This is a genomic window from Fibrobacter sp. (assembly GCA_024398965.1).
Classification (GTDB): domain Bacteria; phylum Fibrobacterota; class Fibrobacteria; order Fibrobacterales; family Fibrobacteraceae; genus Fibrobacter.
In genome coordinates this window covers 26,518-41,017 of record JAKSIF010000006.1, presented here as the reverse complement: position 1 = coordinate 41,017, position 14,500 = coordinate 26,518, and the positions used below count along the sequence as shown (strand labels likewise).

At 53.6% G+C, this 14,500-nt stretch carries 12 protein-coding genes and 1 tRNA gene; 5 read left to right on the top strand and 8 right to left on the bottom strand.

Annotated features, from left to right (window positions below; genetic code table 11):
* Nucleotides 1–5: 5 nt before the first annotated feature.
* From lptB to MJZ26_04190, 5 genes are all read right to left on the bottom strand, one after another.
* The gene (gene lptB, locus MJZ26_04210) at nucleotides 6–743 is read right to left on the bottom strand and encodes an LPS export ABC transporter ATP-binding protein (protein ID MCQ2104978.1); all 738 of its coding nucleotides are present in this window, start codon (nucleotides 741–743) and stop codon (nucleotides 6–8) included.
* Nucleotides 740–2,365 carry an LPS export ABC transporter periplasmic protein LptC gene (lptC, locus tag MJZ26_04205; protein ID MCQ2104977.1) on the bottom strand — a complete coding sequence of 542 codons (1,626 nt, stop codon included), beginning with the start codon at nucleotides 2,363–2,365 and terminating at the stop codon, nucleotides 740–742. Before lptC (MJZ26_04205) ends, lptB begins: the two co-directional genes overlap by 4 nt.
* Nucleotides 2,362–3,198, bottom strand: coding sequence for an LPS export ABC transporter periplasmic protein LptC (gene lptC, locus MJZ26_04200; GenBank protein ID MCQ2104976.1), 837 nt, complete (start codon nucleotides 3,196–3,198; stop codon nucleotides 2,362–2,364). Before lptC (MJZ26_04200) ends, lptC (MJZ26_04205) begins: the two co-directional genes overlap by 4 nt.
* A 167-nt stretch (nucleotides 3,199–3,365) precedes the next feature.
* Nucleotides 3,366–3,725: a hypothetical protein gene (locus tag MJZ26_04195; protein MCQ2104975.1), complete on the bottom strand. Its 360-nt coding sequence runs from the start codon at nucleotides 3,723–3,725 to the stop codon at nucleotides 3,366–3,368.
* A gap of 152 nt (nucleotides 3,726–3,877) precedes the next feature.
* Nucleotides 3,878–3,966 (bottom strand) — tRNA-Ser (locus MJZ26_04190).
* Nucleotides 3,967–4,041: 75 nt separating this feature from the next.
* On the opposite strand from MJZ26_04190, the gene MJZ26_04185 reads away from it, so the two are divergent.
* The 4 genes from MJZ26_04185 to MJZ26_04170 all read left to right on the top strand — a co-directional run bounded on the left by MJZ26_04185 (nucleotide 4,042) and on the right by MJZ26_04170 (nucleotide 9,945).
* Nucleotides 4,042–7,359 carry a transglycosylase domain-containing protein gene (locus MJZ26_04185; protein MCQ2104974.1) on the top strand — a complete coding sequence of 1,106 codons (3,318 nt, stop codon included), beginning with the start codon at nucleotides 4,042–4,044 and terminating at the stop codon, nucleotides 7,357–7,359.
* Between the two features lie 31 nt (nucleotides 7,360–7,390).
* Nucleotides 7,391–8,719, top strand: coding sequence for a hypothetical protein (locus tag MJZ26_04180; GenBank protein ID MCQ2104973.1), 1,329 nt, complete (start codon nucleotides 7,391–7,393; stop codon nucleotides 8,717–8,719).
* 8 nt (nucleotides 8,720–8,727) lie between these two features.
* A complete protein-coding gene (locus MJZ26_04175) occupies nucleotides 8,728–9,513 on the top strand; it encodes a sulfite exporter TauE/SafE family protein (GenBank protein ID MCQ2104972.1) in 786 nt (261 codons plus the stop codon).
* 93 nt (nucleotides 9,514–9,606) lie between these two features.
* Nucleotides 9,607–9,945, top strand: coding sequence for a helix-turn-helix domain-containing protein (locus MJZ26_04170; GenBank protein MCQ2104971.1), 339 nt, complete (start codon nucleotides 9,607–9,609; stop codon nucleotides 9,943–9,945).
* Between the two features lie 5 nt (nucleotides 9,946–9,950).
* On the opposite strand, the gene MJZ26_04165 is transcribed toward MJZ26_04170, so the two are convergent.
* The 3 genes from MJZ26_04165 to MJZ26_04155 all read right to left on the bottom strand — a co-directional run bounded on the left by MJZ26_04165 (nucleotide 9,951) and on the right by MJZ26_04155 (nucleotide 13,184).
* Nucleotides 9,951–10,268, bottom strand: coding sequence for a GIY-YIG nuclease family protein (locus tag MJZ26_04165; GenBank protein MCQ2104970.1), 318 nt, complete (start codon nucleotides 10,266–10,268; stop codon nucleotides 9,951–9,953).
* A gap of 97 nt (nucleotides 10,269–10,365) precedes the next feature.
* Entirely contained in the window at nucleotides 10,366–11,754 is a 1,389-nt protein-coding gene (gene nhaA / locus MJZ26_04160) for a Na+/H+ antiporter NhaA (protein MCQ2104969.1), read from the bottom strand.
* Between the two features lie 263 nt (nucleotides 11,755–12,017).
* Nucleotides 12,018–13,184 carry a ribose-phosphate pyrophosphokinase gene (locus MJZ26_04155; GenBank protein MCQ2104968.1) on the bottom strand — a complete coding sequence of 389 codons (1,167 nt, stop codon included), beginning with the start codon at nucleotides 13,182–13,184 and terminating at the stop codon, nucleotides 12,018–12,020.
* A gap of 93 nt (nucleotides 13,185–13,277) precedes the next feature.
* Here MJZ26_04155 and MJZ26_04150 point away from each other — a divergent pair, with 93 nt between their 5' ends.
* Nucleotides 13,278–14,453 carry a BamA/TamA family outer membrane protein gene (locus MJZ26_04150; GenBank protein MCQ2104967.1) on the top strand — a complete coding sequence of 392 codons (1,176 nt, stop codon included), beginning with the start codon at nucleotides 13,278–13,280 and terminating at the stop codon, nucleotides 14,451–14,453.
* Nucleotides 14,454–14,500 lie beyond the last annotated feature (47 nt).

The window sequence follows — 14,500 nt, the reverse complement described above, 5'->3', positions numbered from 1 at the left end:
CCAAACTAATCCAAACGGAAACTGTCACCGAGGTAAATACGGCGTGCCTCGGGATCGTTGGCCAGGTACTCGGAGGAACCCTCGGTCAACACCTGGCTCTTGTACATGATGTAGGCGCGATCCGTAATAGAGAGCGTCTCACGCACGTTGTGGTCCGTAATGAGAACGCCCATGCCCTTTTCCTTAAGGCCCGAAATAATGGACTGGATGTCGGCCACCGCAATGGGGTCGATACCTGCGAAAGGTTCATCCAGCAACAGGAAGCTGGGATCGCTGGCGAGAGCGCGGGCGATTTCCAGACGGCGGCGTTCACCACCGGAACAGCTCATGGACTTTGTCTTACGGATATGGGTAATCTTGAATTCTTCCAGGAGTTCTTCCAGACGCTTCTTGCGCTGGGCTCGCTTCATGTCCTGAGTTTCAAGAATAGCCATGATATTATCTTCTACACTAAGCTTTCTAAAGATGGAGGCTTCCTGGGGCAGATAGCCAATGCCAAGGCGGGCCCGCTTGTACATGGGCTTGTCCGTCATCTCGATATCGTCCAGAAAGATGTGGCCGGACTCCGGACGGACCATGCCCACGATCATATAGAAAGATGTGGTCTTGCCTGCACCATTGGGCCCTAGCAGTCCAACAATCTCTCCCTGGGAAACACGGATAGAAACATCACTTACCACCTGGCGGCCGCCATAGACCTTGCGCAGATGTTCTGTACGGATTGTACTGACTAGATTCTTCATTTGTTCTTCTCCGCCTTCTCTTTCTTCAATTTCTGTGCCTTGCGCAATTCCTCGACTCGCCTCAATACGTTCTTGGATGCAAGGGAATCCTTCGGGGTTGCAGGCCTAGGCAGGTCGACCTTCGCAGAGTCTGCCTTTGCCGCTTCGGTTTTTGTAAGGCCAGCCTTATCTGAATCCAATTCCTTTTGGGCCATGGCTTCAAGGGAATCCTTCTCGGCCTTTTCCTTGTTGCGACGTTCCTTTTCCATGTCCACGTATCGACCGCTTGCCATGGCGGAATTACCCAACAGTTTAAGGGACTTCACCGCATTCTTCTGAGCATCAAACAGAATGTGAATCGTGTCGCCGGTTGCTTCATTCTTGCCGGCAACAGATCGATCCTTCTTCACGTAGAAATAAGTGCTTTGGGCCTTGCCCGAAACAACAGCCTTGTCCATCTTGCCCTTGTTGAAATACAGGTCAAGACGATCGCCATCCATCAAGTTGCGAAAATCCTTCAGGTCGGTTTCGTAAAAGAATCCGCGTGCATTGAGATTTACGTAAAGCCGTTCAATCTTGCTATCCGCAAATTCCGCATAGAGAGTATCCCCAAAGGCTTCCGTCACAGAGCCAGGAGCATTGCGTTTGGCTTCCTCTTGCTGGATGCCATGAGCATTGCGAATCACCAAGGCGCTCTTCATTGTCTTTCCGGCAGAATCCAGCACCAGGAAAATGGAGTCTCCAGTCAAATGGTAGTTCTTCATGTCGAAGGTGGGATTTCCCTTCATGGAAAGCCATCCAGCACCATGGTTGAAATATCCGGTGTCGCAGGTCACCACCATGTCGTTCTGCACCAGTTTCACATGGTTGAATGCTTCCGCATAATCATCCTTGCGGTTGTAGTTCATGATGTCCGCAGAGACTGTAATGTCCTTATGGGTCAAGGTCACATTATCCCTGGCCGTAGCATATTCCGTCTTGCGGTCGTAATTGATACGGTCCGCAGCGATGGTCACTTCCTGATGGGTCAAAACCACATTGTCCTTGGCCGCGGCAAAATCCTTCTGGCGATCGTAATTGATATGGTCCGCAGAGATGGTTACTTCCTTCTGGGTGATCACAACCTGGTCGTGGGCTTCCGCAAAGGAGTCCTTCTTGTTGTAGGCGATACGCTTGGCCACCACCTTCACCGTATCCTCGCCGCCTTCCTTGTTCTTCTCGAACTGGTACAGCACCGGTTTCTCGGGCATGGTCAGGATTTCCTTTTCCCTGTCGTAAATCAGGTGCTCCCCGGTAAAGTAGTAGCTGTGGGCAGAGTCAGACGCATGCACGTTTCCTGTGGCCGTAGCGATTCCCTGTTTCTTCTGGTACACACCTGTATTGGCATTGATATATCCGGAAGGATGGTTCAACCTGAAATAGCCATCACACTGCACTACCTCGGACCCCTTGTTCCAGGTGGCACGCTGGGTGCGGAACTGCACACTGTCGTGAACAAAATACACACGGCCCTGCAGCAACAGGGTTCCCCTGGTACGGGCCACCGCAAGGCTGTCCGCATGCTTCATGATCAAGGGTGACGTCTGGGAAAACGCCATGGACGAAAGCAGGAACATGGTTAAAACCAGAAGGCGAATCATCATTCCTCCCGGCTCTTTGCTGTAGCGCGCTTTATCCTGTTTCGCATCCTGTTAACTCGATCGATAGTCGCAGAGTCGTTAACCGCCTGGGCTACCGAGGAGGAGGACGATACAGAGCTGCTGGATTTCGCCATGGCTGCAGGCATCCCTCGATGGATAGAAGCCGCCGTCATGGAGGAAGAAGACTGTTCCGCATGGTCGCGGTTCTCGATTTCCACAGCCTCCTTCTTGTCTTCATCCTTGAGGCGTTTGGCCGCATCCTGGAAAATACCCGTCACCTCGGAAACAATGCGCCAGTTATCCAACTTGGCATCGCTGACAAAGCCCTTGCCCTGCAGCACGTCGCCATCTTCACTGACCACACGAACATGGCTGTCGGTACGAACCAGGTTGTCCTTCTTGTTCCAATGCAGGGAGTCGGACCTAACGGAAGCGCCCTTGGGAGTCAAAGCGTAAACATGGCCATAAGCATACACGTAGGTGAACTTCATGTCGAGACGGCCGGAGTCTGCACGCAAGAACGCCGTACGTTCGCCCAGGGAGTCATAAATATCCACAAGAACCGGACGGACAAACACCACTTCCTTGTCGTTCCAGCGCTCCAGATAGGCGGTCTTCAATTTCCAGGCCAGCACTCCCTTGTCGTAACTATCCAGGAGGGTGGTATCCGTAAAAAGCATTTCAGGGCGTTCCACATGGAGCCAGGGCTTTTCTTCCTCAATTTCCTCACAGGCGGTCAAAAACAGGGCGGCACAACCCATAACCACGCTTAGGCAGAGCGTGATAAAGGAGCCTTTTTGCGTCAGGCGCAACGTCATTTGCAAAAATCGTGCCATCGTACTCAAATTTACAATTTTAGAGACGCAAATTCCACCTTCCGACCCTTTATAGGCGACCTTTTTTCTAAAAAAAAATCCAAAGCCGAGCGTTGCGGAGCAAAAAAAATCCGGGGCCTCTTGGCTCCGGATCAAATTTGTTGGACTTTCGCCCTATGCGTCGGGGACTACTTTTCCTTGACGTCGTCCAGTTCCACTTCCAGCTTCTTGGTGAGGCCGGCCTGCTTGTCGCAGATGTTCTGGAGGTTGCGGATTTCAACGTCCTTCTTGGCCACCTGGTCCTTAAGGTCTTCGCATTCGGCTGCGTAGGTCTGCTCGGACTCGATGCGGGTATTCAGTTCCTTGCGGAGAATGTCCACGGAGCTGCGGAGGGTTTCTACAGCGTTCTCTGCATCCTTGAGGGCCGGGCTCTCGGAGGCGTCGGTTGCGCTGCTTTCGCCGGACTTTACCAAGTTGAACTTCTTGACAACAGCGACGGCTGCGGCTGCGCCCAGGGCAAGGCCCGTGATGAAACTAGATGCTTTCATTCGGATTTCTCCTTAAAAATCGTTTTTTCACCGCATAATATCGTTTTTTGGGCGCCAAAAGTCAAGTAAAAAAGGGATTTTGACCCATTTCGGGCAATTTTTAATAAAAATAAAAGCAAAAGACCCCCAGCTTTCGCCAGGGGTCTTTGCAGCGGGAAGAGCGAGATTCGAACTCGCGATAGGATTAAGTCCTATACGTCCTTAGCAGGGACGCGCCTTCGGCCAGCTCGGCCATCTTCCCATCTTGGAGACCCCAATTTTACATATATTCGACGGATTTTTCAAGGGGTACCCCCAAAATTTCTAGATTTTAGCTATGCGACTCCTTAGTAAACTGTTCAAAATCGTCGCAGCGCTGGCATTGGTTGGCCTTATTTGCTGCATCCCCCTCTATATCCTGGTTTTCAAGGTGCTTCCGGACCAGGATCCCGATAACCAGTTCGACAAAAAGAACATCATGCAGGTTCTCTCGGGCGAAACCCGAGTCTACTACAACAACGACGAGTTGCTGGGTGCCTTCTTTGACGCAAACCACCGCGTGTACGTGAACTACGGTGACATTCCCAAGAACATCGTCAACGCACTTATCGCCGCCGAAGATGCCGGCTACTGGCACCACGACGGTTTCAGCATTTACGGTTTTGCCCGCGCCATGGCAAGCAACATCAAGAGCGGCCACATGCGCCAGGGTGGTTCCACACTGACCCAGCAGACCGTAAAGAACATCTTCGGTCGTGAGGAGCGTTCCATCAAGGAGAAGGGCAAGGAGTTGCTTAACGCCCTCCGCATGGAACGTCACTTCAGCAAGGAAGAGATCCTGGAATTCTACCTGAACCAGTTCCACGTTTCCGGTACGGGCAAGGGTGTGGCCATTGCAGCGCAGTACTTCTTCAACAAGGAACTGAAGGACCTGACTCTCGCCGAGTGCGCCTTTATCGCAGGCTCCGTCAAGGGTCCCTTCAACTACGACCCCTTTATCCAGCGCAGCACCGAACGTCGCGAAAAGGCGATCAAGCGCGGCGAGGAACGCCTTCGCTATGTCCTTGGCCGCATGGTGGAAGAGGAATACATTTCCCAGGAAGACATGGACAACGCCCTGGCCAAGCCCCTGGCATTCAACCACGGCAACTTCCGCTTTAGCGTAAGCACCATCCTGGAACGCATCGAGGAAAAGCTGGACGGCGAGTACTTCAACAAGCTTTTCGACAAGGAAGGTATCGACGATTGGCGCAAGGCCCAGCTCTCCATTACTACCACCTTGGACGCCAAGGCACAGGACGCCGCCAAGCGCGCCCTGCAGACAAACATCAGCGGACTCCAGATGCAGCTGGGCGGTTTTACCTTGCCCAAGGCACAGTTTGCAAACAAGGCCCAGAGCGCCCGCAAGGGTGACTACCTCTACGGCGCCGTAGACAGCATCATGGTGGATGCCCAAGGCAAGCTCAAGTCTCTTACACTGAGCTTCGGTCAGTTGAAGGGTATCGTTACCGAGGAATCCGTAAAGGACTTCGCCAAGAAGGTGAGCGGCGATTCCAGGCACCCGGCCGATGTAAACAAGATTCTTGCAAGCCAGCTCAAGAAGGACGCCATCCTGCTGGTGAGCGTTCTTGACGACAAGACCGTAGATGGTTACGCTCCCTGCCAGATTGAAACGGAGCCTGTGCTCCAGGGCGGTCTCTTCGCTATCCATAACGGTAACGTCATTGCCACCCAGGGCGGTTTCCACAACACAGGCTATGACCGTAGCTTCAAGGCGATTCGTCAGCTGGGCTCCAGCTGGAAGCCCCTGCTCTATGCCCTGGCCCTACAGCACCACTGGAACTACCTGGACCCTGTGGAAAACGACTTCAACGTTTTCCAGTACGTGAACCAGTTCTACTTCCCAAGACCCGACCACAAGAACAAGGGTGACTACGTAAGCATCGCCTGGTCTGCCACCCGTTCCGAAAACATCGCCAGCATCTGGCTCCTGGAACACCTGCTGGACAAGCTGAGTGACGACGAGTTTGCCGAAGTGGCTGCGCAAAACGGATACGCCCGGGAAGCCGAGGAAGAATACAAGTCCTACTTTGCAAGGCTCCGCGACAAGTTCGGCCTTACCATGAAGGAAGATGTCAAGCGTGAAATCGAGTTTACCAAGGCCCGCGACGCCCTGGCCGAACGTTACAGGAACGAAGGCAAGGACGACAAGGCACGCGCCGTGCTGAACCTGCGTTACGGCACCTACAACGACGTGGCCCTCAAGCAGGCCAAGAAAGACGCCGACATCATCAAGTTCATTAACCATAACTTCAAGAACTACTACGAAATCCTTCGTGCCCGCGAGGCAAAGGAACTTGACCCCGATGTGGCCAGCTCCTTGCCTCCCCTGGAATCCGTACAGCTCCTTGGCGAATTCACACTGGCAGACTTTAAGCGCCTGAATACGATGATCGAGCCCGTGGACGGCGAGGCGGACTACCTGGACGCCGAGCACGTGCGGTACTGGCCCGACTACAGACGTTCCCTCTCCATGGCGGAATACGCCCGATTCGCAAAGGAGATCGGCATCCACCAGAAGTTGCAGAAAGTATTCAGCATGCCTCTTGGCGTAAACGAAATCACCCTGGTGGAAATCTCTACCGCCTACCAGGCGCTCCTTACCGGAAAGATCTTTAAGTGCAAGGATGGCGATTGGACGGACCCCTGCTTCATCAAGGAAATCAAGAACCGTGACGGCCGCGTAATCTTTACGAACAGCACCGAAAGCAAGACTGTGCTTGACGATACGGTTACCACCCAGATGGCTGTGATGCTCCACTCCGTATTTGTGAACGGTACGGCCCGCAGCCAGTACAACAACCTGACCGTTACTTCCCCGGACAAGGCGACCACCCTGCGGTACCCGGCCTTCGGTAAGACGGGTACAACCAACGACTACCGTAACGTAGCCTTCATGGGCGCCATCCCCACGTATGTAGACAGCAAGAACGGACTCGCCGCGGATTCTGTGGTAGCCATCGGTAGCTATGTGGGCTTCGACGACAACAAGCCCTTGAAATCCGGCCGTACACGAATTGCAGGTTCCTCCGGCGGCCTTCCCCAGTGGGCGGCATTTGCCCAGGAAGAAATCGAGATTCTCGGCGTGGCAAAGAAGATTGACTTTTTGGATATCAGCATGCTTGCCGCTGGAGAAGTCCCCCTGGTACTTACCAACGAACGCGGCCAGCTGACGGTCGACCCCATGACGGGCATGGCGCTGGCTGGCGCAAGCGCAAGCCAGGGACGTCCGCTCCCATGGCTGGACGTTCCGGGCTTTACGCCGCCGCAGGTGCAGGCGATCGCTGCTGAATCCGCCGCAGAAAGCGGCATCATGATCAGCCTGCCTATGCCGGGCACAGAACCTGCGGCACCTGCCGAACAGAATACCGCAGCAGCAGAAACCGCTTCTGGCGACGCAGCCCAGGTACAGCCCGCTGCAACCGAACAGGCCGCCACCACTGAACAGAACGTGGTGCAGGCCGCACAACCTGCAGTTTCCCAGCCCGCGGCAGCACCGGCGGCAGAAAAGCCCGCCGCCATGCCCAAGGACGACGAGTGGGATCTGCCCGAAGGCTTTAGCGGAAACGCATTCGTTCCTATCGAGGCAGAGTAACATCAAGCTTTAAGGCAAAGGGAATCTTATTATGAACAAGCAAATCAGAAAAGTTCTTGCAGCCCCCGCAATTTTATCCGCGGCAATCTCGCTTAGCGCCTGTGCAGGTTCAGTCCCCGCTCCTTGCACAGAGTCCGGCCTGCCTCAGGAGCAGTCCGTTCCCAGTGACGCCGCCTCCGTACAGGAGTCAAGCACAAGCGTTGCAACCGAGGCCAAGTCCAGCGATTCCAAGCAGGCCAATTCCTCCACTGCAGGCGAAGTCCCGCAGGCCGCCGCTCCCGTCAAGCCCTCGTCTATCGCGGTAGAATCCAAGAAGGACCCCGCCGCAGTTTCCGCCTCTGCAACTGTTTCTGGCTCCGCCGCTGCTTCTAGTTCCGCAGCCTCCGGCTCTGCAATCGCTTCCAGTTCGGCAACATCTTCCATTCCGGCAGATACTGCAAACGCAATCCTCCCGCCGGATCCTTACGTAGCCTTCCCCGCCCTGGCCAACGAAATTCTCGCCTTCGCCGACTCGCTGTACAAGCAGGGCAAGGAAGATTCCGCCTCCGCCTACCTGGAACGTTTCAGAGTCATCAAGCCCTTATGGAACCAGTGGGAAGCCCAGGCAGACTCCATGCTGAACGAGTTCGGCAAGACCCGCGCAGAAAAGGCCAAGGCATTCGAGCCCATGGTCCTTGAAATCCAGAATATGAACCGAGCACAGGCCGCCTACAGCCTGGTAAGCGAAGCGGTGGACAGCCTGATTGCAAAAGCCCCGGGCGATTCCCTCGTAAGCTGGGCCAAAATCCAAAAGCAGACCGCTTACGCAAACACCTTGAACAAGGCAAAGAAGGAATTTGAACAAATTAACAGCCTTGCCAATAGCCAGGCAAAATTTGCAGAAGCCCTCAAGAAGGCCGAAGAATTCCTAATGCGATATAGCGACTTCGCCGATGCCCTCAAGGTTCAGGAATTCATCGACAAAATTCGCAACATGGCAGAATCTGCAGATTCCGAAGCCGTCAAGTACTGGGAATCCCACGATCCGGCAGAAGCCCTTAAGAAGGCAAAGGAACTTATCGAAAAATCCAAGTTCGCAGAAGCCAAGGAAATCCTGAACAAGCTCAAGGTAAGTTCTCTCCGCAAGGAAGCCATGGAAGAATACAACAAGCTGGCAGAAGCCTTCTGCAACGCAGAACGCAAGACCACTAGCCAGCTGTTCGCCAAGGCCCAGAAGCAAAAGGACGCCGCAAAGAAAAAGCAACTGCTGAAAGAAGCCATCGCGCCTCTTGACCGTTGCATCCAGGAATATCCCGAATACAACAACATGCAGAAAGTCCTGGACAACAAGACTTTCCTTGAAAAGGAAATTGAACGCTAGAGCCTGTCATGGATAGCCTAACCAGTACCGAAATTTGGCAGTACGCACAGTACCCCGCCTTCTTCATCCTGGGCGCAGTCGTCAGTCTCATCAACAGTATCGCCGGCGGCGGCAGCACCTTGAGCCTGCCCATCATGATTTTCCTGGGAATGCCGCCTACCGTTGCAAACGGAACCAACCGAATCGGGCTTATCATCGGGAACCTGAGCAGCGTCCACAATCTGGCTAAGCATGGCTACCTGAACAAGAAAATTTTTAAGCAGCTTTTTATACCGTCCTTTATAGGCGCATGCATCGGCGTATGTTTCCTGGTGAATATCGGGGACAAGGCCTTCCAGGCAATTTTGGCAGGCGTTATCTGCCTTGTTGTCGTCATGAGCAGGCTGCGTAAAGATATCCTGGGCAAACCTCCCGCTACACCTCCGGAAAGGCTCACCCCTGGCGGCGCCATCGGTTTCGCCTTAGTGTCCATCTACGGATGTATCGTGCAGGTGGGTGTCGGTTTCGTCCAGATATTCAGCCTCACGCGTTATACCGGCCTCGACCCCATCCACGTAAACGCTTTAAAGAACGCGCTCACAACCATATTCCTGATTCTCAGTACCATAGCCCTAGGCATCGCAGGCAAAATCCTTTGGCCTGTCGCCATCGTCATGGCAGCCGGCGCCTGGTTCGGAGGCTACCTCGGGAGTTCCCTGCAGCGCAAGAAAGGCAACAAGTTCGTAGAGAACTTTGTCAGCGTCTGTAGCATCGCCATGGCCATCTACCTGGCCGTAGATCTAATCATCGCCTAGTAAATACAAACAACTATTTACAATGAAGCCCTAAAAATCGCAACTACTTCGTTGCGCATTTTCCCCTAAAAATTCCTAATAAGTTGTTTCTGTATGGAAGACGGAAATGACTTAAAAGAGCTATCCAAAATATTGGGGATTCTTCTCAAAAAAAGGCGTGATGACGGTCATCATAGCCAGGAGGAGTTTTCTCTTAAAGTCGGCAAGCATCGCCAGTGGGTTAGCAAGATCGAAAACGGCAACAGTCTCCCCTCCATATTGAATTTACACTACTATACCAAAGCCGTCGGCATAGACATGGGTGAGTTACTGAACGAAGCCTGCAGAATCTTCGACCAACAGAAAGCCCCGGCAAAAATGGTAGCAGAACACAATCAAGGCCTTGAATACTTTAAAAAGAACAAACGTCGCAAGGCCAACAACAAGGACTAGTCTTTTTAAGACGGGCCATCCGATTTTTCAGAAGGGTCATTTCCCCCATCGGTTATGGCAAAACCTAGTTCCTCCGATAACATCTCCAAGATTTTCCGACAACCCTGAGCAAGCAGGTCCTTTTGCGGCCGGGGCATTTTCTTTATCCGGGCTTCCAGTCGAAGGGCAGAACCCTTCTCCTCAAGGATGAAATAACGTAAAATACATTCCGGCGGAAATGCCTTGGTAAACTTGGCCCCCTTTCCGTTCCTGTGCTGATCAAAACGGGCAGCAACATCTACTGCGTACCCGGTGTAGATACGGCTTCCCTGACAACGGAGCATGTAGACAAAGTGCGACATGTGTTTCAATGAAGAATGAAGAGTGAAGGATGTATTGTAAGGGTGAAAAAAAAGGCGGGGCGAACCCCGCTTTTAAACCTTAGTGATGACCATGGCCTTCAGGCTCGTCCTTGCCAGGCTTGGAAACCACACTCATGTAGATGGTTCCAAGGATTGCGGCACTGAAGCTTCCAAGCAGGATACCCAGCTTTGCGGAGTCCTGACGGTCGCCCACGTCAAAGGCGAGGCTAGCAACGAACAGGGCCATGGTAAAGCCGATACCGGCCAGCATGCCACCACCCCAAAGAATCTTCCAGCTGTAGCTGGGCTTCTTGGAAATGCCGACCTTTACAGAAATCAAGCTGAAGAGGAAAATGCCAATGGGCTTACCAAAGACAAGAGCTAGAGCCACAGCACCCATAACCGGGACTTCCACACCGCCAAGCTTGATTTCCACGCCGGCGTTGGAAAGAGCAAAGAGAGGCATAATGAAGAAGTTGACCCAGGGGGCCAGGGACTTGTAGAGGCGTTCCTGCATAGAGATACTGTCGCTGGAAGCCTTCTTCAGCAAAGAGAACACGCGGTACTTTTCGTTTTCATCCTTGGTTTCGCCAGAGAGGACATGGTCCACACCGCTTACAAAGCTACGGACCTTGCCGCTGGTAATCACGGCCTTGGCAGGAACAGAAAGGCCGAGCAGCACACCGGCAATGGTGGGATGAACGCCGGACTTCACAAAGAAGGCCCATACGGCAACACCAACGAGGCAGTGGAGCAGAAGGTTGCGGACACCGATACGGAACAGCACGTTGATCAAGACAAGGAGAGCGATACCGGTTCCGAGGGCGGCAAAGTTCAAGCCGTCGCCGCTGGGATAACCGATGGCAATCACCAGGATTGCGCCGATATCATCGGCAATGGCAAGGGTCAGGATCATGACACGAAGAGCGTGGGGAACCTTCTTGCCAAGGATCGCCATACAGCCAACCACGAAGGCAATATCAGTGGCAGTAGGAATACCCCAACCGCGGGCGGCATCCGTGCCAGTCAGTCCGTTAATAGCCAGGTAGATCAATGCGGGGAAAAGCATACCGCCGGCAGCCGCGATAATGGGCAGGCTGGCAGCCTTCGGGTCGCGAAGTTCGCCGTAGGTCATTTCGCCCTTCACCTCAAGACCGATGTTGAAGAAGAAGATGGTCATGAGGGCGTCGTTAATGAGCCAGTGAAGGTTGAAGCCTTCCTTGATCCCCAGCAGGGAAGCAAGGTCATAGCCGGCGATATTCACAGCAAAGGGCAGATGCCAAACGTGATGATAGGCGTGGGTACCGAAGTTAGCCCAGAGGAGAGCCGCCACCGTCATAATAATCAGCACAATGCCGCCGGTGGTTTCCACCTGCATCAGGCGCTCGATGGGAGTTATAATCTTACGGACCGGGGTTTCCGGGAACAGTTCTTCTACGCGATCGCTGCTAGTCACTTTTGCCGACATAGGCACCTATTGAATGGTTGGAGGTTTATTCTTCAGCCTTTGTGTCTATAAAATAATCATTTTTAAAAAATTCGTGGGAAAAAGATTCAACAAAACTGACGAAACGCCAAATAATAATCCCCGAAGGCCAGTGCAACAGTGGTTTGGCATAAAAAGCAAAATCCCCAGACAGAACGTCCGGGGATTTTTTAAATGCGAATTCCGCGAGCCTTATGCCGCGCGAGCTCGAACTCGAACCTTGAGCCTCGAGCCTCGAGCCTAAATTAGTACTGCTGAGGCGGCCAACGGGGGTTCTTGGAGGACATGTCGATCTTGTAGAAGTCGCGTTCGAAACGACCGTCGTCCATGCCGTACATCTGCATCACGTGGCGAGCAATCCACTTACCCAGCTTGAGGACGGTGAGCTTCTTACGGAGACGACCCTGGCAGTCACGGTTCATGATATCCGGCAGGGTGGAGGTGGTAAGAATTTCGTCGATTGCGGGGCTGTTCAGCTTTTCACGAGCTTCTGCACTGGTGTGGAAGTGGGTGACGCCGAAGCACACGCGGTTGGGGTTGCCCTTCTTGATGTGTTCGCAGCACTGAACGATGGTGGTACCGGTACGGACCATGTCGTCGAATACGATCACGTCCTTGCCTTCGATTTCGTCGATGCTGATGTCGGAAAGTTCCGGGTTGAAGGTCATGGAGATTTCACGTTCGCCGGTACGGACCTTGTCCATCACCACGCGCTTGCATTCCGGGAGCTGGAGAGCATCGTAGACAGCGTTCATGAAGGGGCGTGCGCCCTTGTCCGGGGAGACGATCACCAGGTTGTTGCCATCCTTACCGCACTGCACGAAGTTGCTGTTCTTGATGTAGTGAGCGTAAACGTCAGTCGGAATCAGGTTGTGGAAGTGACCTTCGAAAATGTCGTTGAAGAGGTTCTGGACCTTGATGGAGTGGTTGTGGCAGGTGACCACAGCGTCCACGCCGGACTTCTTCAGGAGTTCAGCATAGAGCATGCTGGAGAAAGCCTGGCCGTCGAACTTCTTGAGGTCTGCATCCGGGCGATCCTTTTCAAGTTCGCCAACGCGGTGCGGGCCGCGGTCCTGTGCAGAGTAGAACAAGTCCGGTTCCACGAGAACGACCTGTTCGGCACCATTGTCCTTGGCGGCGCGAGCGAGGATCATGTTACGCATGGCGTAGTCGTTACGGCTGCGTTCGTGGTTGGAAACGGAGCAGATAAGGACAATCTTGCCTTCGAGGCGGCGACCGATATGTTCGATGTCATCGGCATCCAGCATATAGCGGGGGCAGAATTCGGAGTTGGCGAAGGTCTTGAGGGAAACCACGTCGGAAATATCTTCACGAAGACCAATGTACTGGGCCATGTCGATGGCGAACGGATCATCGGTGAAGTTACCGGTCACGATAAAACGATCTGACATAAGATTGCCTTTTGGTTTAAAGTTGTTCCGCAAATATAGATAGATTGCAGGAGTGTTTCAACCTTTAAAAGACTATATTTCAATGTAATGAAATTGTCCCCGTGCTTACATGCAGCTATTCTCGCCCTGGCAGGGGTGGCGGCCGCAGCCGACTCCACATCCGCGAAAGACGACGGATTCCAAAGGTTCTCGGCGCTGCCTATCCTGGGGTATTCCGAGGAAACCAAGCTGCAGTACGGAGCCATGGCGCTGGTGTTCTTCCGGCCCGAAGCTCCCGGCGGAGAAGTCCCCGAGATAGACATTTCCGTCCAGGGTACCAGCCGCGGTCAATACAGCTTCATGTTCACGCCTTACTTCTACCTGATGCACGACCAGGTCAGTGGCTGGTTCAATCTGCGTTACCAGGACTGGGTGGCAAGCTACTTCGGCATGGGGAACAATCCGGACTTCGACGAATACATTCTCTTCGACCGCCAAAAGCTTAACGTAGGCCTTGAACTGGAGTCCAACCTGGGTATTTCCGAAATCCTTCCCAAGGGTTTCAAGTACGGCATGGAAATAGACCTGGAATACGCCGACATCAGCTTCCGAAGCGGCAAGTCCGACAGCAAAGGCGTTCGTGACGACCAGGGCGACCCCAAAGACCTCGACGGCACCTACCTCCTTGACGAGAGTGCAGATAAAGTAACAAACAACATTGCCGCCCCCGACGCAAATTCCGGCTTCCGTAACGGACTTGGCTACCTGCTGGCCTACGACACCCGCGACAACAAGAACTGGGCCCGCCACGGGTTCCTGCTGCAATGGCAGCAGATGTTCTACAGTGACCTGATCGGCGACTACAGCTACCAGACCGAGACCCTGGACCTGCGAGGTTACACCTATCTGTTCTGGAAGACTTCCATGGCCGTAGGCGCCCTGTGGCAGCGCACCAGCGGCGACACCCCCTTCGATAAACTGTCCGGGCCCGACGGAGTCAAGAGGTTCCGCGGTGTGGAAAGTCTTTACTTCCGCGACAATCAATCCCTGATTTTGCAGGCGGAACTGAGAAAGGTCCTGTTCTGGAGACTGGCCGGAGACATCTTCTTCGAAGGCGGAAAGGTCGGAGACCACTTCAGCGAACTGCTCCGAAATCAGTGGCACCGAGCCATCGGGTTCGGAGGCGAACTGGCCCTGAACCTCAAGGAAAGCCTTTACGCCCGAGGCGAATTCTCCTGGATCGACAACGAGCATCTGGCACTGACGGTCTACATCCGCCAGGCATTCTAACAGACACTTCAAATAAAAAAGGCGGCCGCAAGTTGGACTTGCGACCG